Origin of the sequence: Kitasatospora herbaricolor, from assembly GCF_030813695.1 — a bacterium.
In the GTDB taxonomy this organism is placed as follows: Bacteria; Actinomycetota; Actinomycetes; order Streptomycetales; family Streptomycetaceae; genus Kitasatospora; species Kitasatospora herbaricolor.
The window spans coordinates 4,773,223-4,793,519 of sequence record NZ_JAUSVA010000002.1; the positions used below are offsets into that span (position 1 = coordinate 4,773,223).

Sequence of the window (20,297 nt, forward strand, 5' to 3'; positions counted from 1 at the left end):
CCCGGTCAGACGTGGCGGCGGACCTCGACGGTGCGGAACCGGTTGCTGACGAAGGCCGCGTCGCAGTACGCCGAGTTGGCGGCCGGGTTGGCGCCGGTGCCGTGCAGGTCGGAGAAGGCGGCGGTCTGGTTGGCGAAGACGCCGCCGGTGAGGTTGAGCGACAGCGAGACGCCCGCGTCCAGGGCGGCCTCGACCAGCGCGGCCTCGACCTCCGGGTCGACGGTGTAGCCGGCCGCCGTCATGGCGCCCTGCTCGCGCACGGTGCGGCGGAGCAGGTCGACGGCGGCCTCGGTGGACTCCACGGCGACGGCGAAGGAGACCGGCCCGAAGCACTCGGTGAGGAAGGCGGCCCGGTCGTCCGGCTTGTCGGCGTCCGCCTTGACCAACGCGGGGGTGCGGACGGTCGCGGCGGGGAAGTCGGGGGAGGTGACGACCCGGGGGGCCAGGGCCAGCTCGCCGTACTCGCCGCCGGCGGCCTGCACGGTGCGCTGGAGCACCCCGGGATTGACCACGGCGCCGAGGACGGCGGCGGCCTTGGCGTCGTCCGCGAGCAGGCCCTCCACGGCTGCCGCCAGGTCGGCGACCACCTCGTCGTAGGACTTGTCGCCCTGGTCGGTGCGGACGCCGGTGCGCGGGATCAGCAGGTTCTGCGGGGTGGTGCACATCTGGCCGCTGTACAGCGAGAGGGAGAAGGCCAGGTTGCCCAGCATGCCCCGGTAGTCGTCGGTGGAGTCGATCACCACCGTGTTGACGCCGGCCTTCTCGGTGTAGACCTGGGCCTGCCGGGCGTTCTCCTCCAGCCAGTCGCCGAAGGCGGTGGAGCCGGTGTAGTCGATCAGCTTCACCTCGGGCCGCACGGCCAGCACCTTGGCGAGGGCGGCGCCCTCGTGCTCGGCGGCCAGGCAGACCAGGTTGGGGTCGAACCCGGCCTCGGCGAGGACCTCGCGGGCGATCCGCACGGTGAGCGCCAGCGGCAGCACGGCGCGCGGGTGCGGCTTGACCAGGACGGGGTTGCCGGTGGCGAGCGAGGCGAACAGGCCGGGGTAGCCGTTCCAGGTGGGGAAGGTGTTGCAGCCGATCAGCAGGGCGATGCCGCGCGGTACGACGGTGAACTCCTTGGACATCCGCAGCGGGTCGCGCTTGCCCTGCGGCTTGGTCCAGTCGGCCCGCAGCGGGAGCCTGGTCTGCTCGGCGTAGGCGTACGCGACGGCCTCCAGGCCGCGGTCCTGGGCGTGCGGGCCGCCGGCCTGGAAGGCCATCCCGTAGGCCTGGCCGGTGGTGTGCATCACGACCTGGGCGAACTCGTGCGAGCGGGCGTTGATCCGGGCCAGGATCTCCAGGCAGAGCGCCGCGCGGGCGGCCGGGCCGGCCGCGGCCCAGCCGGGACGGGCCGCCTGCAGGGCGGCGATCAGCGCGTCCGGCGCGGAGTGCGGGTAACTGATGCCCAGCTCGATGCCGTACGGGGAGGCCTCGCCGCCGACCGGGTCGCCGTTGGTGGGCTGACCCTCGACGGTGAAGGGCCGGCCGAGCAGGGCGTCGAAGGCGGCCTTGCCGTCCGCGGCGCCGCTCTCGCCGTAGGCCTTGGGGAACTCGGGGTACGGCGACCAGTAGTCGCGTTCGGTGATGGCGGTGAGCGCCCGGTTCAGGGTGTCCTGGTGACGTTCGACGAGTTCGGCGACGAGGGGGTGGGTGACCGCAGCAGCCATTGGTGCGCTCCTCGGAGGAGGCGGACGGGACACGTCACAGAGTAACCGAACGATCGGTCGGCTCAAGGGGTTCGGCGGGCCCCTTTCCCCGGACCGGCCCGCCGGGGCCCCCTCCCGCACCGGCCGCGGGCCGCACCGGCCGCCTCCCGCACCGACGGCCGCGGGGCCGCCGGGCACGACGACGCCCCGGCCGGGTGTCCGGCCGGGGCGTGGCGGTGCGCGGTGGTCGGGCCCGGGTTACGGGACGCCGAGCTCGAAGAGGATGTAGCCCGCGAACCAGCCGGAGGCGATCGCCGCGGAGCCGAGCACGGTGGCCAGCACCGGCCAGCTCAGCTTGCGCAGGGCGATGGCCAGCGGCACGAACAGCGGGAAGACCGGCAGCAGGTAGCGCGACACGTTGCCGAAGATCTGCGCGCTGCCCAGCACCGTCACCAGCGTGACCAGGGTGTAGACGATCAGGACCACCGGCGGGCGCAGCCGCAGCATCAGCACGATCAGGATCGGCAGGGCCAGCACGATCAGGACGGCCAGCATGTCCGGGATCGGGTACGCGAACGGGTAGTCGAACCGGCCGAGCATCACCCCGCGCATGGAGTTCCAGGTGCTCACGCCGTAGTCGAAGTAGTGCAGCCAGGCCTCGCGCTGGAGCTTGAAGTAGCCGCCCCAGTCACCCATCCGCCAGCCCACCCAGCCGACGTAGCCGATCAGGCCCAGCGGCGCCAGGAACATCGCCACCAGCGGGCGGACGACGCCGCTCTCCCGCCGGTACAGGTCGATCAGGGCCGCGATGCCGACCCCGGCGATCAGGGCCGCCGCGGTCGGCCGGTTGAGCCCGGCGACCAGGGTGACCACGCCGGCCGCCACCCAGCGCCTGGTCATCACCAGGTAGCAGGACCAGGCGGCGAGCGCGACGAAGGTGGAGTCGGAGTAGACCGCCCACTCGGCGCCGGAGCCGGGGATGACGGCCCACAGGCCGGCCGCGATCACGCCCGCCCGGGCGCCGGCCAGCCGCTCGGCCACGGCGAAGATGCCGGCCGCGGCGAACAGCGAGGCGACGATCGAGACCAGCATCCCGGCGCCGTACAGGCCGAGGCCGGTGCCCTCCGAGACCAGCCGGATCAGGCCGGGGTAGAGCGGGAAGAAGGCGGCGGAGTTCTGCTCGACGGTGAAGCCGCCGACCGCGCCGGGCACGTGGATCAGCTGCGGGTGGTAGCCGAACTCGGCGACCTGCCGGTACCACCAGCCGTCCCAGGAGGCCAGGACGTCCCAGGGCTGGGCGCCGCCGCCGAAGCGCGCGTCCTTCTTGGCGTAGTCCCCGGCGAACTGGAGCATCCGCATGAAGACGGTGAAGCCGATCAGCTTCAGCACCGCGTAGCACCAGACGGCGGGCCCGTAGCGGATCGCCAGCCGGCGCGCTCGTTCGCGCAGGCCGTCGGCCTCCGCCGGCTGGCCGCCGTCCCGCTGTTCGGGCACGCCGGTGGACACTGCCTGTTCTGCGTTCATCAAGACCTGATCCCACCCTGCCGCGGTCGATGGTGCGCCGAGTCTAGGACATTGGTCCAGACCTGGCCCTGGAGCTTCACCGGTCTGCCGGCTCTCGGAAGACCCACAGTCGCAGCAGCACGAAACGCAGCAGCGTGGCCGCCGCGTTGGCCGCGATCAGGGCGCCGACCTTGACCGTGGCGGAGGCGTCCGGCGCGACCCGCGCGACCACCTCCAGCGCGCCGTCACTGAGCGCCAGCCCCGCCACGAACGCGACCAGCCCCTGCACCTGGTGCCGGGCCGCCCCGGCCGACCCGCGCACCTTGAAGGTGAAGCGCCGGTTGGCGGCGGTGTTGGCCACGGCGGTGACGAGCAGCGCGATCAGGTTGGCGGTCCGGTCGCCTACGGCCGGGCTGAGGGCGACGTACAGGCCCAGGTAGGCGACGGTGGAGACCACGCCGACGACGGCGAACACGGGCAGCTGGCGGACGGCCCCCGGTCGCCCCGCCCCGGATCGCCCCGCCCCCGCCGGCTCGGCGGCGGGCGTCGGTACCGCCGGTCGCGGCGTGTCGTCGTGATCGGAGTCGGACGGCATCGGTCACGGAACCCTGGGTCGAGGAGTCGGAAAACCCTGCCTTACGGTCGGCCGGGGAGAATATTGGTCTGTACCGATCGACAGTTGTCGGACCGCAAAGCTCCCACTCGGCATCGGCGCAGTCTACGGTATGGGCGTGGACGGCACTCCCTGACCCGTTCGCGACACCAGCCGCTCACCTTCTTCTCCCATGGGCCAGGACAACCGATGACCGCAGTGCACCACGACCGCACCGAGCTCTCCGTCGTCATCCCCATGTACAACGAGGAGGAGGTCCTGCCGGTCCTCGTCGACCGCCTCCGTGCCGTTCTGGACGGCACCGGCGTCCGCTACGAGGTGGTCGCCGTCGACGACGGCAGCACCGACAAGACCGCCGCCCGGCTTGAGGACCTCCGGGCCGGCTGGCCGCAGTTGCGGGTGGTCGCGCTGCGCCGGAACTCCGGCCACCAGGCCGCCCTCACCGCCGGCCTGCACAGCGCCCGCGGGGCGTACGTGGCGAGCATCGACGCCGACCTCCAGGACCCGCCGGAGAAGATCCCCGAGATGCTGGCGCTGGCCAGGGCCCAGCGCCTGGACATCGTCTACGGGATCCGCTCGGACCGCTCCACCGACACCGGCTTCAAGCGCCGGACGGCCGGCGCCTACTACTGGCTGATCCGGCGGCTGGTCGGCAAGAACGTCCCCTCGCAGGCCGGGGACTTCCGGCTGCTCAGCCGCGAGGCCGTGGACGCCCTCAAGACCCTGCCGGACCAGCAGCAGGTCTACCGGCTGCTGGTGCCCTGGCTGGGCTTCCCCAGCGGGCAGGTCACCTACCAGCGTGACGAGCGCGCCGCCGGCGAGACCAAGTACCCGCTGCGCAAGATGGTCGGCCTCGCCATCACCAGCATCACCAGCTTCTCGGCCGCCCCGCTGCGGCTCGCCACCTGGCTGGGCGTCGTCAGCTTCTTCACCTGTCTGGCCATGCTGGTCTTCACCCTGACGGCCTACGCGCTCGGCAACACCGTGCCCGGCTGGACGTCGCTGTTCACCGCGATGCTCTTCCTCGGCGGGGTCCAGCTGATCTGCTTCGGCCTGCTCGGCGAGTACGTCGGACGGATCTACACCGCCGTGCAGCAGCGGCCGACCTACTTCATCGCCAGCGACAGCGGCCGTCCCGCCGAAGCCGCCGCCCCGGCCGCCGCCACCCCCGCCACCCCCGCCGCTTCCGCCGCTTCCGCCGCCGCCGAGCCGCTGGTGCCCTCCGGCCGGCCCGAGGCCGGTCAACTGCCCCCGGCCTGATCCTTCGTCCGGCCGCCGGGGATACTCGGAGGATGGCCGATCACACCACCCGCACCGCCTACACCGTGGAGTCGCTGCTCGCGGTGACCGTCGACGTGTTCAACGAGCGGGGCTACGACGGCACCTCGATGGAGGACCTCTCCCGCGCCGCCGGGATCTCCAAGTCCTCCATCTACCACCACGTGCGGGGCAAGGAGGAGCTGCTCCGGCTCGCCGTCGGGCGGGCCCTGGACGGCCTCTTCGGCATCCTCGGCGAACCGGCCGCCACCGAGGGCCCGGCCGTGCACCGGCTGGAGCACGTCGTGCGTCGCACCACCGAGGTCCTGCTCGCCGAGCTCCCGTACGTCACCCTGCTGCTGCGGGTGCGCGGCAACACCGCGACCGAGCAGTGGGCGCTGGAGCGCCGCCGCGAGTTCGACCACCGGGTCGCCGAACTCGTCCGGGCCGCCGTCGCCGACGGCGCACTGCGCTCGGACGTCGACCCGCGCCTGGCCACCCGGCTCCTCTTCGGCATGATCAACTCGATCGTCGAGTGGTACCGACCGGGCATCCGGACCGCCGACGGCGTCGCCGACACGGTCGTCCGCCTGGCCTTCGACGGCCTGCGGGCCGTTTGATCGAGGCTCGGCGCGACCCTGCGGCCCGCTCGCGGCCGTACCCTCCCGCAGGTCGACGCCCGGTGTGAGGGCCGCTCCGTACGTCGGGTGGTCCTTCCGCCCGCTGCGGGCCGGGGGCTCAGTCGGGGGGTACCTGGTCGGTCTCCTCGAAGACGATCAGGGTCTGGGTGGCCAGCACCTGGGGGATCGACTGGATGCGGCCCAGCACCAGCTCCCGCAGGGCCCGGTTGTCGGCGGTGTGCACCAGCAGCAGCACGTCGAACTCGCCGCCGACCAGCGCGATGTGCGCCACCCCGGGCAGTTCCAGGAGCTGTTCGCGGACCGCCCGCCAGGAGTTCTGGACGATCTTCAGGGTGAGGTAGGCGGAGGCGCCCTGGCCGGCCCGCTCGTGGTCGACCCGGGCGGTGAAGCCCCGGATCACGCCGTCGTCCATCATCCGGGAGATCCGCGCGTAGGCGTTCGCCCGGGAGACGTGCACGCGTTCGGCCACCGAGCGTATCGAGGCCCGGCCGTCCTGCTGGAGCAGGCGCAGGATGGACCTGTCGACCCGGTCCAACGGGGTGACCGGCTCCTTCGCTCTGGACATCTGTTCAGCGGACATGGCCCCCCACCCCTCGGATATGGACGTGCTGCTTCCAGCAGACCGCTGTCGCGGCCGATTGTCCACCACCTTGGCGCAGCTGTGGTCAGAATGAACAGACAACCGAACAATCGGTAGGGAGGAATCCGTCGCCGACCCGGTCGCGGCCCCTTGCACCACGGCACCACCCCGCTGCCCCCGCAGCCCCTCCCCCACCCCTTGGAGGTGCCCGAGATGACCGTTCTCGATCACAGACACCACACGTCCGTGCCGGGCTGGCGGCCCGGGGCCACCGCCCCGCGCACCGACCCGGCGCCGCTGCTCCCGGACGCCTCCCCCGTACGGGTGCTCGGCACCCCGGCGCTGGAGAAGTACGACCCGGCCCTGCTGCGCGAGCTGTACCGCCGGCTGGTCGTCGGCCGCCGCTACAACCAGCAGGCCACCGTGCTCACCAAGCAGGGCCGGCTGGCCGTCTACCCGGCCTCGACCGGCCAGGAGGCCTGTCAGGTCGCGGCGGCGATGGTGCTGGGCGCCGGCGACTGGCTGTTCCCGAGCTACCGCGACACCCTGGCCGTGGTCTCCCGCGGGGTGGACCCGCTGGAGGCGCTCACCCTGCTGCGCGGCAACGCGCACACCGGCTACGACCCGCGGGCGACCCGCACCGCGCCGCTCTGCACGCCGCTGGCCACCCAGGCCCCGCACGCGGTGGGCCTGGCGCACGCCGCCCGGCTGAGCGCCGAGCCGGTCGTGGCGCTGGCGATGCTCGGCGACGGCGGCACCAGCGAGGGGGACTTCCACGAGGCGCTGAACTTCGCCGCGGTGCTGCAGGCCCCGGTGGTCTTCCTGGTGCAGAACAACGGGTACGCGATCTCGGTGCCGCTCACCCAGCAGTCCGCCGCGCCCAGCCTGGCCCACAAGGCCGTCGGCTACGGCATGCCGGGCCGGCTGGTGGACGGCAACGACGCGCCGGCGGTGCACGCGGTGCTCGGCGAGGCCGTCGAGCGGGCCCGCTCCGGCGGGGGTCCGACCCTGGTCGAGGCGCTCACCTACCGGCTGGAGGCGCACACCAACGCGGACGACGCCACCCGCTACCGCGAGGACGAGGAGGTCGCCGCCTGGCGCGAGCACGACCCCGTCCTGCTGATGGAGCGCCACCTGCGCGAGGCCGGGCTGCTGGACGACCTGCTCGTGCGGCAGGCGTCCGAGGAGGCCGAGGCGCTGGCCGCCCGGATGCGCGCGGAGTTCCACAGCGACGCCGAGCTGGACCCGATGTCGCTGTTCGCCCACGTCTACGCCGAGCCCACCCCGCAACTGCGGGAGCAGGCGGCCCAGCTGGCCGCCGAACTCGCCGCCGAGCTGGCCGCCGAGGCCGAGGTGCAGCACTGATGAGCACAGCAACACCGGTGCGGACCAGCACCATGGCGCAGGCGCTCAACGCGGCGCTGCGCGACGCCATGCGCGAGGACCGGAGCGTCCACGTGCTCGGCGAGGACGTCGGCGCGCTCGGCGGCGTCTTCCGGATCACCGACGGGCTGACCGCGGAGTTCGGCCGGGACCGCTGCCTGGACACCCCGCTCGCGGAGGCCGGCATCCTCGGCACCGCGATCGGCATGGCCATGTACGGGCTGCGCCCGGTGGTCGAGATGCAGTTCGACGCGTTCGCGTACCCGGCGATGGAACAGCTCGTCTCGCACGTCGCGAAGATGCGCAACCGCACGGCGGGCAAGCTGCCGCTGCCGATCACCATCCGGATCCCGTACGGCGGCGGCATCGGCGGGGTCGAGCACCACAGCGACTCCTCCGAGGCGTACTACGCCCAGACCCCCGGTCTGCACGTGGTCACGCCCGCCACCGTCGGCGACGCCTACGGCCTGCTGCGGGCCTCGATCGCCTCGGACGACCCGGTGGTCTTCCTGGAGCCCAAGCGCCTCTACTGGGGCAAGGACGGCCTGGACCCGGCCGCCCCGGTCGAGCCGATCGGCCGGGCCGTGCTGCGGCGGACCGGCAGCTCCGCCGTCCTGATCACCTACGGGCCCTCGCTGCCGGTCTGCCTGGAGGCGGCCGAGGCGGCGAAGGCCGAGGGCTGGGACCTCGCGGTGCTCGACCTGCGCACCCTGGTGCCCTTCGACGACGAGACGGTCTGCCAGGTGGTGCGCTCGCTCGGCCGGGCGGTCGTCGTGCACGAGGCCAGCGGCTTCGGCGGGACGGGCGCGGAGATCGCCGCCCGGGTCACCGAGCGGTGCTTCCACCACCTGGCCGCCCCCGTCCTGCGGGTGACCGGCTTCGACATCCCGTACCCGCCGCCGATGCTGGAGCACCACCACCTCCCCGGGGTGGACCGGATCCTGGACGCGGTCGCCCGGCTCCAGTGGGAGGACCGAGGATGATGCCCGTCGTACGCGAGTTCACGCTGCCCGACCTCGGTGAGGGGCTCACCGGGGCGGAGGTGGTCCGCTGGATGGTCGAGGTCGGCGAGGTGATCGCGGTCGACCAGCCGGTGGTCGAGGTGGAGACGGCGAAGGCCGTGGTCGAGGTGCCCTGCCCGTACGGCGGGGTGGTCACCGCCCGGTTCGGCGAGCCGGGGGAGGAGGTGCCGGTCGGCGCGGCACTGGTGACGGTCGCGGTGTCCCCGTCCGGCGACCCGGCCGGTTCGGATCTCGACGCACCGTCCGGCGGGTCGGGCAACGTGCTGGTGGGCTACGGCACCTCGGAGGGCGGCAAGGGGGCCCGGCGCGGCCGGGTCCGCCCGGGCGGACCCGTCGGCCGCGCCGCCGCCGTCACGGCCGTGACCGCTCCGCCCGCTCCGGCGCCGGCGCGGCCGGTGGCTCCGGCGGTGGTCGCGGTGATCTCGCCGCTGGTCCGCCGCAGCGCCCGGGAGCACGGTATCGACCTGGCCGCACTGACCGGCAGCGGTCCCGACGGGCTGATCCTGCGCGCGGACGTGGACCGGGCGGTGGCCGCCGCGGCCGCGGCCCCGGCGAACGGCGCTCCGCGGCCCGCGGCGGCCACCGCCGAGGGCGCCGTCCCGCTGCGCGGTCTGCGCCGGACGATCGCCGAGAAGCTGACCCTCAGCCACCGGGAGATCCCGGCCGCGACCTGCTGGGTGGATGCCGACGCCACCGAACTCCTGGCTTTGCGCGAGCAGTTGAACGGCGGGAGCGGGCCGAGAATCGGTCTGCTGGCCCTGCTCGCCCGGATCTCCACGGCCGCGCTGGCCCGGTTCCCGGAGCTGAACGCGAGCGTGGAGTGCGACGCCTCCGGCACCCCGGTGGCCCTGCGGCGGCACTCTGTCGTGCACCTGGGGTTCGCGGCGCAGAGCGAACGCGGACTGGTGGTCCCGGTGGTGCGCGACGCGCATCTGCTGAACACCGTCCAACTCGGTGCCGAACTGGCCAGGTTGACGGATTCGGCGCGAGCCGGCTCGCTCACCCCGGCCGAGCTCACCGGCGGGACGTTCACGCTCAACAACTACGGTGTGTTCGGTGTGGACGGATCGACCCCTCTGATCAACCACCCCGAGGCGGCCATGCTCGGGGTCGGCCGGATCGTCGCCAAGCCCTGGGTGCACCAGGGGGAGTTGGCGGTCCGGCAGGTGACCCAGCTGTCCTTCACCTTCGACCACCGGGTCTGCGACGGTGGTACGGCCGGCGGGTTCCTGCGCTTCGTCGCGGACTGCGTGGAGCAGCCGGGCATGGTGATGCGCCAGCTCTGAGAGCGGCCAGGCCTGGAACTGTCGTCGCCCTGGGTACCGGATCCGGTACCCAGGGCGACGGTCATAGGTCGGGGGAGCGTAGCGCGCGGACGGGCCGTGTGTCCGGGCTTCGCGTGATTTGTCGGATGAGCTGTGCGGGCGTGCCACGCTACCGAAGGCTTCAGCAGGGACAAGCCGGGTGGTTGCAGGGTCGGCCGGAGGCGAAACGATTCTCTTGAGTACTCGTCAAGTTGCTGTGAAGAAACCCAGAGCGCTCCTGGTCCGGGCCGGGCACGGATCGGCCACGGCATCGGCCGTGCCGGGACTGCCGCCGGTGCCGCGGAGCGGGGCCGAACCGGGTGCCGACCAGGGCGCCGAGAGGAGCCCCGGCGCCGGCCCGGGCGAGCCGTCCGTCCCGGGTGCGTCGGCCCCCGGTGCGTCGGTCCCGGATCCGCCCGTCCCGGGTGCGTCGGTCCCGGACCCGGAGGCGGCGCCCGCCCCCGGACGGCTGCCGGCGCCTCCGATCCCGGCGATGCCGTCCGTGCCGCCCTCGATCCCCGGGGCGCCCCACGCGCTCCCCCCGGCCCCGAGTACGCCCCCGGCCGGGGCCGGCCTGGCCCTCGCACCGCGGCTCGCCGCCGCACCCGGCCTCAACTGGGCCGGCCCGGGCGACAACTGGAGCCGGGCCTGGGCGGTCCGCACCCTCGACGATCCCGCCCCCGACCGGGCTGCCGGCCCGATCCCCGTCCCGGAGCACCGGGTGGAGGCCGTCCCGGGGGCGGGCGCGGCGGCAGGAGCAGTGGGCGGCGCGGCGGGCGGCAGCGCGGGCCCGCCCGCGGCCGGGCCCGACGAACTGCCGCCGACCGCCCGGGACATCGGGCTGATCCGGGACACCCTGGCCGTGGTCGAGCCGGTCGCGGACCGGGCCACCGCACACTTCTACGCGCTGATCTTCCTGCACCATCCCGAGGTCCGGGCGCTCTTCCCGGCCGCCATGGACGTCCAGCGCGACCGCCTGTTCCGTGCCCTGCTGCAGGCCGCCCGCAGCGCCGACGACCCGGCCGGCCTCACCGAGTACCTGACCGGCCTGGGCCGGGGGCACCGCAAGTACGGCACGCTGAGCGGCCACTACGGCCCGGTGGGCGAGTGCCTGCTGGCGGCGCTGGCCCGGTTCGCCGGCAGCCGCTGGGACGCCGACACCGAGCTGGCCTGGCGCCGGGCCTACCGGCTGATCTCCGGCATCATGATCGACGCGGCCGAGGGCGCCGCCCGGACCTCCCCGGCCTGGTGGCAGGCCGAGGTGGTCTCGCACCAGCAGGCCACCCGCGACATCGCGGTGATCACCGTCCGGCCCGATCAGGCCTATCCGTACCGGGCGGGGCAGTACACCACGCTGGAGACCCCTTGGTGGCCGCGGGTCTGGCGGCACTTCTCGTTCGCCACGGCGCCCCGGCCGGACGGCCTGCTGACCTTCCACGTCAAGGCGGTGCAGGCGGGCTGGGTCAGCAACGCGCTGGTGCGCCGGGCGGCGCCGGGGGACGTGCTCCGGCTCGGGCCGCCGGCCGGCTCGATGGTGCTGGACCACTCGTCCGGCAGCGACCTGCTCTGTCTGGGCGGCGGGACGGGGATCGCCCCGGTCTGCGCGCTGGTGGAGGAGATCGCCGAGCACGGCGCGGCCGGCCGCGCGGTCGAGGTGTTCTACGGTGCCCGCCGGGACGCCGAGCTGTACGGGCTGGAGCCGCTGCGCAGGCTGGCCGGGCGGCACCCGTGGCTGTCGGTGCGGCCGGTCCTGTCGGGACCCGGCGGCATGGCGGGGCCGGACGCCCCCCTCACGGGCGAGCTGCCGGAGGTGGTGGCCCGGTTCGGTCCGTGGTCCGGCCGGGAGGCGTACCTCAGCGGCCCGCCGGCGATGGTGCGCCGCTCGGTCGGGGTGCTGCTGCGGGCCGGGGTGGCGCCGGGGCGGATCCGGCACGACCTGGTCGGGGACCTGGCGGCGGCGTAGACCGGTGCCCGGCCCGTGCGGTTGCCCGCCCCCGTGTCCACGGCTCCGCGCCGGCCCGGGCGCCCGGGCCGGCGGCGCTGCGGGCCCGACCGGCCCGGTGGCTGCCTTCCCGGACGCCTTTCCGGGGGCCTTCCCGGGCGGTGGGCCCCGGGTGCCGGCGGCTCAGCCGAGGTCGGGCGCGAGCATCGCGCGGACGCCCTCGATGTTGGCGGCGAGGAAGGCGCGCAGGCTCGGGGGGACCACGTTGACCGAGGTGACGCCCTCGCGGGTGAACGGCAGCCGGACGATCTCGTACTCCCCCTGCGGCTCGTCCACCTCGGGGCCGTGCCGGCGGGACGGGTCCATGGCCGCCAGCCGGCAGACGAAGAAGTGCTGCACCTTGACGCCGTGCGGGTGGGCGAGGGCGGCGGCGTCGGCGGGGGTGCTCCCGCCGGGGGTGTGCGGGTGGGGGTGGCTGATGGTGTCGACGAAGACCGGGACCACGTCCACGACCTTGCCGCCGAGTTCCTCGTCCACCTCGCGGTGGAGCGCCTCGACGACCGTGCGGTCCTCGGGCTCCACGCCGCCGCCGGGGGTGATCCAGTACGGGTGGCTGCCGGGCCGGGTGCGCTTGATCAGCACGATGGAGGCCTGGCCGTGCGCGTCGTCGGGGTCGAGTTCCAGCAGGATCGCCCGCGCGGTGCGCTTGACGACGGGACGCGGCGGGTTGGCCATGGCCACCTCCAGGGCTGGAGCGTTGTGCGGGAGTCTGCCGCAGGTGCGGTGCGGCCAAACGCGGCCATGCCCGGGTGCGTCCGTTCGGGCCGCGGGGGAGCAGGGCCAATCGATCTTGAATGCCAAGGGCCGATCGCCCCCAGCTTTCGCCAGTCATCGACAGGGAGCGACTCATGCCTTGGAATCGAAGGTCATTCGCGGGTGATACGTACGACTGTGATTGCGACGCGACCCGCCCTGTGCTGCAATGAGCGACCGCTGGGCAAATCGGAGCAATCCCCTCCGTTTGCCCTCCTGTGCACTGACTGGGGCTGGGGGCTTGGTGTGGTCATGGATCGGATCGCGGAGACGTCGAACACCGTCCGGAGGGGACGGCCGGCCCGGGCGTCCACGACCCGGCCGGCGGGGAAGAAGGACCGCCAGCCCACCCTGATCGCCTCCGTCCAGCGGGCGCTGCGCCTGCTGGAGGCGGTCGGGGGCTTCCTCCAGGGCGCCACGGCCAAGCAGCTCGCGCGCGCCGCCGGTCTCCCGCTGGGCACCACCTACCACCTGCTCCGCACCCTGACCCACGAGGGCTACCTGCGCCGGGCCGACGGCAGGTTCTTCTACGGCGACTCGGTGGAGGGCATCAGCCGCGCCGACGGCCGCCAGGCCGGCCGCACCGAGCTGCGGACCCGGATGGAGCGGCTCCGGGACGAACTGGGGGCGGCGGTTTATCTCGCGGTCTACGAGGAGGGGGAGGTTCAAGTGGTGGACGTGGCGTCCGGTCCGAACCAGCCGGCCGTGGAGGTCTGGGCCGACCTCCGGGCCACCGCGCACGCGCACGCGATCGGGCAGTGCCTGCTCGGCCAGCTTCCCGAGGAGGCCCGGCGGGACCACCTCGCGCGCCACCCGCCGGTCGGGCTCACCCCGTCGACCCCGGCCCGGGAGGCCGCCGTCCTGCGGGTGCTCGGCGCCATCACGCCCACCGTTCCGGTGGTCGAGCGGCAGCAGTACGCGCTCGGTACGGTGTGCGCCGCGGTGCCGATCACGGTCGGCTCGCTGGTGGCCACCATGGCGCTGTCGCTCCCGCTGGAGCAGGCGGACCGGCTGGCGGCCGCGGCCGAGCAGCTCCGGGTCAAGGTCGGTGCGATGTCCCCCTCGTTCGTCCTCTGACGGCACCGCGCCGCGAAGGCGCCGGCACGGCGTCCACCTCGTTCACCATTTGAAAAAGCACACCTTGTCCACTACCTCCCCAAACGTGGAGGATGAGGTTTGAACGGGGAATCGGGGCGAAAGTACAGAATTGGCAGGACTTTTCACAGTCGCGAGCCGCACTCCCGCCTCCAGCTCCCGGGCTCGGGGAAATCCCGCCTCACCGGCGGGTGGAGCGCCCACCCGGGGCACCGTTCCTACACAGCGAACTGCAGTGTCCGGCCATCGGTGGACCGATCAGCACGCACGGCCGGGCAGAACGAGAGGTACTGGCGCATGCACAGCACAGTCCAGGGCCACGTGGTCATGAACCTCGTGGTCTCGAACGAGCTCTCCTTCCGCATCGTGGTCGATCTCGAATACGACCCCAGCGACCCCTACGCGGTCCGCTTCACCTTCCACCTGCCCGGCGACGCACCGGTCACCTGGGTGTTCGCCCGGGAGCTGCTGCTCGACGGGATCAGCCGCCCGACGGGCGAGGGTGACGTGCACATCCACCCGGTCGGCGGGGAGGAGCTCTCCGACGTCTGCATCGTCCTGCACTCCCCCGAGGGCGACGCCTTGCTAAGAGCCTCGGCGCCGCCCCTGATCGCCTTCCTGACCCGCGCCGACCGGCTGGTGCCGATGGGCGAGGAGCTGACCGGCGGCGAGCTGGAGGCCGAGCTCGCCGACATCCTCAAGGGGTGCGAGAACGCGGGCTGACCGGGCCGGTGGGGCCCTCCGCGAGGAGGGCGCGGGCACCCGGCGCGGGTGGCGCGGGGTGTCCGCGCCCGGACGGACGAGGACGGAGGGGCCCCGCGGTGCAGGGCCCCTCCGTGTGCCGGCCGGCTCCCGGTCGGCCGGTGGCGGCACGGCCGCCACCGCGGCTCAGCCGTAGTAGCCGAGCACGTCGACGATGACGTGGGCGGTCGACCAGCCCCCGTTGACGATGCTGATCGTGCCGGACGTGCCCACCGTGACCGTCACGTGGTTGGCGATGGTCTGGCCCTTGCTCCAGTTCAGCGCCGAGGCCGTGTTGGTCCCGTTGAGCGGGTAGATGTCCAGGTGCCCGTCGCTGAGCGGCTCGGTCACCGTCACGTTGAGCACCACGGCCCTGGCCCGGGTCAGCGGCCCGTTCCAGTCCAGGGACAGGTAGCGGATCACGTGGTCGCTGAGCGGCTCGGGGGAGGTCCCGATGCCCGTGCGGGTGTCCATCAGCCGGTGCGGCACCGTGGTGTGGAACTTGGCGCCGCCTGTGTCGGCGGTGAAGTAGCCGAACACGTCGGCGATCACGTGCGTGCTCGTCCAGGTGTCGTTCAGCAGGACGACCTTGCCGTCCGCCCCGACCGGGACGATCACCTGGTTGGCGATGGTCTGCCCGCCGGCCCAGTTGAGGTTGGACGTCGCGGCGGCGCCGCCCGAGGGGTAGGCGGTCAGGTGGCCGTCCGAGCGGGTGTCGGTCACGGTCACGTTGAGCACGACAGCGGTGACGCCCGAGGCGGGCAGGCCGGCCCGGCCGGCGACGGCCAGCCCGATCGCCTGGTACGGGTCCGCGGGGCGGCCACCGGTCTGGCCGGCCGCGTCCCGGGTGTCCAGGATCCGGGTCGGGCCCGAGGCCGTGAAGGTCGAGCCGTCCGACGCCGTCGTGTAGTACCCGAACACGTCGGCGATCAGGTGGGCGGCGTCCCAGCTGCCGTTGTAGAGCTTGACGGTGCCGTCGGCGCCGACCGGCACGGTGACCAGGTTGGGGATGGTCGTCCCCTTCACCCAGTTGATGTTGGAGGTTCCCGGCAGTGCCTTGTCCGACGGGTAGACGGTCAGGTGGCCGTCCGCCCGCGGCTGGGTGACGGTCACGTTGAGCACCACGCCGGTCAGGCCCTGGGTGGGGACGCCGGCCCGGCCGGCGATCTTCAGCGACAGCGTCTGGTAGGCGCCGACGGCGCTGCCCGCGGTCTGTCCGCCGGTGTCCCGGCTGTCCAGCAGCCGGGTCGGTGCGACGGCCTTGAACGTGCCGGCCGGGCTCTCCGGGAGGGCGGCGCACAGGGTGCTGGTGAGGGCGCTCGCGTTCGGGGCACCGAGGCCGGTGGCCAGGTCGTAGCCGGCCGCCGCCTGGTAGAGGGACCCGGCGTAGCCCGACGGGGTGTAGGCGTTGTTGCCCGTGGTGACGTCGAGGAGGCCCGAGCTGCCCTTGGCGCGGTAGAGCGCGGGGTTGAGGAAGCCCAGCGGTCCGCCGGCCGCGCAGAGCGCGGAGGCGTTGGCGGAGGCCGCGACGGCGGCCCAGACCGGAGCCGCGCCGCTGGTACCGGCGATCCGGCCCCAGTACTGCTGGCCCTGGGCGTCCACGCCGACCGCGATCAGGTAGCCGTTGGAGCCGTCCGCCAGCGCGGCGACGTCCGGGACCTGCCGGCAGGCCTGGCCGGCCGGCGCGGTGCAGGGTGCGCCGCTGTAGCCCGGGCCGGTGCTGCCGGCCTGGAACCCGGTGGCCGCGTCGAGGGCCCAGCTGCGGGACACCCCGCCGCCGGTGGCTCCGCCGCGGTTCCACGCCGACTGGACCAGGTCCCCGGCGTGCCCGGTCATCGAGGTGCCGCCGACGCCGGTGACGTACGGCTGGCTCGCCGGGTCGTCGGTGCTGATCCGGTTGTCGGGGGCCCCGCCGTCCCGGAAGCAGCCGGCGGACCCGCTGTCGCCGGAGGCGGCCACCACGGTCTGGCCCTGCGCCGCCGCCTGCTGGAAGATCAGGTTCTCGCTGGCCAGCATCGCCGGGTCGGCGTCCGCCTCGCAGACGCCCCAGCTGGTGGACAGCACCTGGGCGCGGTTGTCGTTGACCATCGCCCGGTAGACGTCCAGGACGTTCGTCCTGGTGGCGAACTGCGCGTCCGGGCCCTGGTAGACCAGGATGTTCGCGTTCGGGACCAGGCCGAGGACGGTCTCGATGTCGAGTGCCGACTCGATGCCGTAGTTGCTGAGGTCCGGGGCGTGCGTCGGTCCGCCGTCGATCCTGACCCGGGAGACCGAGGTGCTGGTGCCGTAGCACTGCTGGTAGGCGGCGACGGCGGCGTCGGAGTAGTCCTCCAGCTCGAACAGCGCCACGGTGCTGCCCGCACCGCCGGCGGTGGCCGGCATGCTGTAGACGGAGGCCAGCGCGTTGCTGCTGTAGTAGTCCCGGTAGTCCTCGCGGCCGTAGCTCTGCTTCTGCCAGTCCTGGACCCACTGGCAGAGCTGCGGGGGCGTACCGGTGGCGTGCGGCGCGACGCCGGCGCCGTCGCCGGCGGCGGCCTTGGGCGCGGCCTGGGGTGCGGCGGCCGCCCCGTCCGGCAGCGTGTGGTTGCTGCGGGCCGTGGCCAGGGTGTTCAGGCCGACCACGCCGGCCACCGAAGCGGCGATGCTGCCCGGCAGCTCCGGCGCCCTGGTGTTGGCGTAGGCGGTCCGGCCGTCGGCCAGCCGGTAACCGGCGATGTCGGTGCCGAAGGCCTTCTCGGCCTCCGCCACCGTCGCGGTGACCGGGAGGGTGAGGCCGTCCGCGCCGACCGTGCCGGGGTGCAGGCCGAGATCGGCGAGGGCCTCGGCCGCGCTCTGCAGGGTCGCCCGGTCGGCGCCGAAGCGCTGACCGAACTCACCGGTCCTCAAGTACTGGTGGTACTGCGCCGAACCCGGCGTGGAGAGCGCGGTGAGGAAGCTCGTCAGGGCCTGCGGGTCGCGGGGCGACAGGGTGACGCCGAGGTGGAGCACCGTGTCGGCGGCCGGGGCGGTGGCCGCGACGGCGCCGGCCGGCGCGGTGGGCGCGGTGCCGACCCGCTGCGGCGCCGGTGACGGGCTGTCGGCGAACGCCGTGCCCGGGACGAGCAGTGCGGCCACCAGCGCGGTGGCCGCGGAGCCGGTGAGCAGGCGTCGTGACGACATGCGCCGGGCCCGGGCCGTGGCCGGCCCGGCTATTCGGAATCCGCTCGGCGGATCCGTGGGATTGGCCATCCACAATCTCCTGGTACGTACGGGAGCGAGGTGCTGCGGACGCAGCCTCTGTGGTGACCCCGGAGCGGTCGGCCGGGCAGGTCGCGCCGTCGGGCGGCGGCGGATCCGGCCCGAGGCGGACATGCTGTGGAAGGCCGTGCCCGTGGAACGGCCTGAAGCCCCCTCGACTCCCCCGACCCCCGACGGTGGGATCACCGAGGGTCGTTATATCAGTCGCGGTACGACAATCAGGACCGGGCCGTCGACCCGTCGGGCCCTGTTCACCGTGCCTCGCCCCGCCACGGCGCCCCAGGTCCACGCCCGAGCCCGCGCGCGCACCCGCGCGCACCCGCTCGGACCCGCGCTCCTGCGCCCGCTCTGCCGTCCACACGCCCGCGCGCACATGCCGGCGCCCGCTCGGGGAGCCGGGCGGGCGCTGGGACGGGTGCGGGGGAGGGACCGGGACGGCCGGCCGCGGTCAGTCCTTGTCGAGGGCCAGGCTGAGGCCCCAGGAGACCAGGCTGATGATCAGCGCGCCGAACAGGGCGGCCCAGAAGCCGTCGACGTGGAAGTCCAGGTCGAGCTTGTCCGAGGCCCACGAGGTCAGCCACAGCATCAGGGCGTTGATCACGAAGGTGATCAGGCCCAGCGTCAGCACGAACAGCGGCAGCGAGAACAGCTTCACCACCGGCTTGATCAGCCAGTTCACCACGCCGAAGATCAGCGCCACCGCGATCACGGTGAGCGTCTGCTGCCCCCAGGTGTCCTGTCCCGACAGGGTGATGCCCGTGACGATCCAGGCGGCGACCCAGATCGCCGCCGCGTTGATGAGTGTCTTGATGGCGAAAGATTTCACGGTTGAACACGTATCCCATCTGGTGGCCGGAGGTTGGTACATACGATGCCCGACCCGGGGGCCGTGAACCTAGGCCCGGAGGCCCTCACTTTTCGGGGCCGCCCCGACCCCTCGGAGCCGCCTGAGCAGCGGGCTTGTCCGGGACGCCGGAGCGGGACGGCCGGACCCGTGGCGCCTGCGGACAACTCCCGTGCCGGCCGGGCCGGCCAGGGGCGGAGAGGTACGATCGGCCGCAGCCGCAGCCGCAGCCGCAGCCGCAGCCGCAGCCGCAGCCGCAGCCGCCGTCCACGGCCGCGTCCCTGGCACTGTCCCGCGAGGCTCGGAAGGAGCTCGCCCCATGATTCCCGACCCGACCGGTGCTGCCCGCCCGGCCCTCGTCCCCCTCCCGGTCGCGTCCGGCGCGTCCGCCGGCGCGGTTCGGGCCGCCGGCTCCGGCACGGTCCCGGCATGAAGGTGTTCCGGCTCGACCAGCTCGACGCGGAGCGTGCCGCGAACGAGGGCGCGTACCTGCGCTTCCTGAAGGAGCGCCACATGTCGGCCGGCCTCTACGCCCTCTCCCCCGGCGACACCGACCCGCAGACCGCACACGCCCAGGACGAGATCTACCAGGTGGTCAGCGGCCGGGCCGAACTGACCGTGGGGGACGAGACCACCACCGTCGGCCGGGGCACCGTGGCCTACGTGCCGGCGGGGGTGCCGCACCGCTTCCACCACATCACCGAGGAACTGCGGGTGCTGGTGGTGTTCTCCCCGCCGGAGGACTGAGCGGGCCCGGCGGGTAGGGTCGGCCCCGACCAGTCCGTGATCACCGCGGGAGCCCGTGGCAGCGGGCTGAGAGGACGCCGGCCGGCACGTACGGCAGGTGATGCCGGGTGCCGGCGGCCGCGTCGACCGCCAGAACCTGGCCGTGACAGGGGAGCGCCCCGTCCGGGACAGGGAGGGAGCAGCACCATGACCCCGAGCCGCACCGAGCCGCGCAGCCTGACCGACGAGCTGTGGGCGTCGATCGAGCCGGTCTACGCGAAGATCCTCGACCATCCGTTCCTCGGCGGCCTGACCGACGGGACCCTGCCGCGGGCCGCCTTCCGGCACTTCGTCGTCCAGGACTCGCACTACCTGCGCGACTACGCCCGGGCCCTGGCCGTCTGCGCCGCCAAGGCGCCCGACGAGGCGGACGTCCGGGCGTTCGCCGACGACGCGGTGGGCGCGCTCGCCGCGGAGCAGGGCATGCACGCCGAGTTCATGGACGCCTTCGGCGACAGTGCCGAGCAGGCCGCCGCCGAGCCCGTGCTGCCGACCACCCGGGCCTACACCAGCTACCTGCTGGCGACCGTCTACGGCGGCTCGTTCGCCGAGGCGGTGGCGGCGGTGCTGCCCTGCTACTGGATCTACGCCCGGGTCGGCCGGGAACTGCTCGCCAAGTCCTCGCCGGACCCGCTGTACGCCAGGTGGATCGCCACCTACGGCGACGAGGCCTTCCAGTCGGTGGTCCGCCGGGTGCTGGCGCTCACCGACCGGCTCGGCGAGGAGGTCTCCCCGGCCGAACGGCGGCGGGTGGTGGAGCACTTCACCACCACCTCGCGCTACGAGTGGATGTTCTGGGACGCGGCCTGGCGCGGCGAGACCTGGCCGGTCTGAGCCGGCATGAGCCGGTC

At 73.7% G+C, this 20,297-nt stretch carries 17 protein-coding genes; 10 read left to right on the plus strand and 7 right to left on the minus strand.

Annotation, left to right across the window (positions count from 1 at the left end; translation table 11 throughout):
• Window positions 1–5 precede the first annotated feature (5 nt).
• The 3 genes from paaN to J2S46_RS21270 all read right to left on the minus strand — a co-directional run bounded on the left by paaN (window position 6) and on the right by J2S46_RS21270 (window position 3,663).
• Window positions 6–1,706: a phenylacetic acid degradation protein PaaN gene (gene paaN, locus J2S46_RS21260; RefSeq protein WP_191288475.1), complete on the minus strand. Its 1,701-nt coding sequence runs from the start codon at window positions 1,704–1,706 to the stop codon at window positions 6–8.
• A 237-nt stretch (window positions 1,707–1,943) separates the two neighbouring features.
• Complete coding sequence (locus J2S46_RS21265; RefSeq protein ID WP_191288474.1) at window positions 1,944–3,209, minus strand: putative hexosyltransferase; 1,266 nt, start codon at window positions 3,207–3,209, stop codon at window positions 1,944–1,946.
• 76 nt (window positions 3,210–3,285) lie between these two features.
• Complete coding sequence (locus J2S46_RS21270) at window positions 3,286–3,663, minus strand: GtrA family protein (RefSeq protein ID WP_229912202.1); 378 nt, start codon at window positions 3,661–3,663, stop codon at window positions 3,286–3,288.
• Between the two features lie 327 nt (window positions 3,664–3,990).
• Here J2S46_RS21270 and J2S46_RS21275 point away from each other — a divergent pair, with 327 nt between their 5' ends.
• Together J2S46_RS21275 and J2S46_RS21280 are read left to right on the plus strand one after the other, a co-directional pair.
• Window positions 3,991–5,061 (plus strand): glycosyltransferase family 2 protein, encoded by a 1,071-nt coding sequence (locus tag J2S46_RS21275; protein ID WP_191288472.1) that lies wholly within the window; start codon window positions 3,991–3,993, stop codon window positions 5,059–5,061.
• Between the two features lie 32 nt (window positions 5,062–5,093).
• Window positions 5,094–5,678, plus strand: a complete 585-nt coding sequence (locus J2S46_RS21280) for a TetR/AcrR family transcriptional regulator (RefSeq protein ID WP_191288471.1) — start codon at window positions 5,094–5,096, stop codon at window positions 5,676–5,678.
• Between the two features lie 118 nt (window positions 5,679–5,796).
• Here the strand turns inward: J2S46_RS21280 and J2S46_RS21285 are convergent, their stop codons facing one another.
• Window positions 5,797–6,264, minus strand: coding sequence for an Lrp/AsnC family transcriptional regulator (locus J2S46_RS21285; RefSeq protein WP_229912200.1), 468 nt, complete (start codon window positions 6,262–6,264; stop codon window positions 5,797–5,799).
• 228 nt (window positions 6,265–6,492) lie between these two features.
• Between J2S46_RS21285 and pdhA the strand changes: the two genes are divergently transcribed.
• The 4 genes from pdhA (at window position 6,493) to J2S46_RS21305 (ending at window position 11,951) form a co-directional block, all read left to right on the plus strand.
• Entirely contained in the window at window positions 6,493–7,644 is a 1,152-nt protein-coding gene (gene pdhA / locus J2S46_RS21290; RefSeq protein WP_191288469.1) for a pyruvate dehydrogenase (acetyl-transferring) E1 component subunit alpha, read from the plus strand.
• Window positions 7,644–8,645 (plus strand): alpha-ketoacid dehydrogenase subunit beta, encoded by a 1,002-nt coding sequence (locus J2S46_RS21295; protein ID WP_307350811.1) that lies wholly within the window; start codon window positions 7,644–7,646, stop codon window positions 8,643–8,645. Before pdhA ends, J2S46_RS21295 begins: the two co-directional genes overlap by 1 nt.
• Window positions 8,645–9,970, plus strand: a complete 1,326-nt coding sequence (locus tag J2S46_RS21300; RefSeq protein ID WP_191288691.1) for a dihydrolipoamide acetyltransferase family protein — start codon at window positions 8,645–8,647, stop codon at window positions 9,968–9,970. The genes J2S46_RS21295 and J2S46_RS21300 overlap by 1 nt, the downstream gene beginning before the upstream one ends.
• A 511-nt stretch (window positions 9,971–10,481) precedes the next feature.
• A complete protein-coding gene (locus J2S46_RS21305; RefSeq protein ID WP_191288467.1) occupies window positions 10,482–11,951 on the plus strand; it encodes a globin domain-containing protein in 1,470 nt (489 codons plus the stop codon).
• A 162-nt stretch (window positions 11,952–12,113) separates the two neighbouring features.
• Here J2S46_RS21305 and J2S46_RS21310 read toward each other — a convergent pair whose 3' ends face one another.
• Entirely contained in the window at window positions 12,114–12,665 is a 552-nt protein-coding gene (locus J2S46_RS21310) for an NUDIX domain-containing protein (protein ID WP_191288466.1), read from the minus strand.
• Between the two features lie 330 nt (window positions 12,666–12,995).
• Here J2S46_RS21310 and J2S46_RS21315 point away from each other — a divergent pair, with 330 nt between their 5' ends.
• Both J2S46_RS21315 and J2S46_RS21320 read left to right on the plus strand, forming a co-directional pair.
• Window positions 12,996–13,820 (plus strand): IclR family transcriptional regulator, encoded by an 825-nt coding sequence (locus tag J2S46_RS21315; protein ID WP_191288465.1) that lies wholly within the window; start codon window positions 12,996–12,998, stop codon window positions 13,818–13,820.
• A gap of 315 nt (window positions 13,821–14,135) precedes the next feature.
• A complete protein-coding gene (locus J2S46_RS21320) occupies window positions 14,136–14,561 on the plus strand; it encodes an SsgA family sporulation/cell division regulator (protein WP_190211495.1) in 426 nt (141 codons plus the stop codon).
• Window positions 14,562–14,726: 165 nt separating this feature from the next.
• On the opposite strand, the gene J2S46_RS21325 is transcribed toward J2S46_RS21320, so the two are convergent.
• Together J2S46_RS21325 and J2S46_RS21330 are read right to left on the minus strand one after the other, a co-directional pair.
• Complete coding sequence (locus tag J2S46_RS21325) at window positions 14,727–17,807, minus strand: S53 family peptidase (RefSeq protein ID WP_229912198.1); 3,081 nt, start codon at window positions 17,805–17,807, stop codon at window positions 14,727–14,729.
• Window positions 17,808–18,264: 457 nt separating this feature from the next.
• On the minus strand, window positions 18,265–18,642 hold the full coding sequence (locus J2S46_RS21330; RefSeq protein ID WP_191288463.1) for a phage holin family protein: 378 nt from the start codon (window positions 18,640–18,642) through the stop codon (window positions 18,265–18,267).
• 447 nt (window positions 18,643–19,089) lie between these two features.
• Here J2S46_RS21330 and J2S46_RS21335 point away from each other — a divergent pair, with 447 nt between their 5' ends.
• A complete protein-coding gene (locus J2S46_RS21335) occupies window positions 19,090–19,407 on the plus strand; it encodes a cupin domain-containing protein (RefSeq protein WP_073929256.1) in 318 nt (105 codons plus the stop codon).
• Window positions 19,408–19,593: 186 nt separating this feature from the next.
• A complete protein-coding gene (gene tenA, locus J2S46_RS21340) occupies window positions 19,594–20,280 on the plus strand; it encodes a thiaminase II (RefSeq protein WP_191288462.1) in 687 nt (228 codons plus the stop codon).
• Window positions 20,281–20,297: the final 17 nt, after the last annotated feature.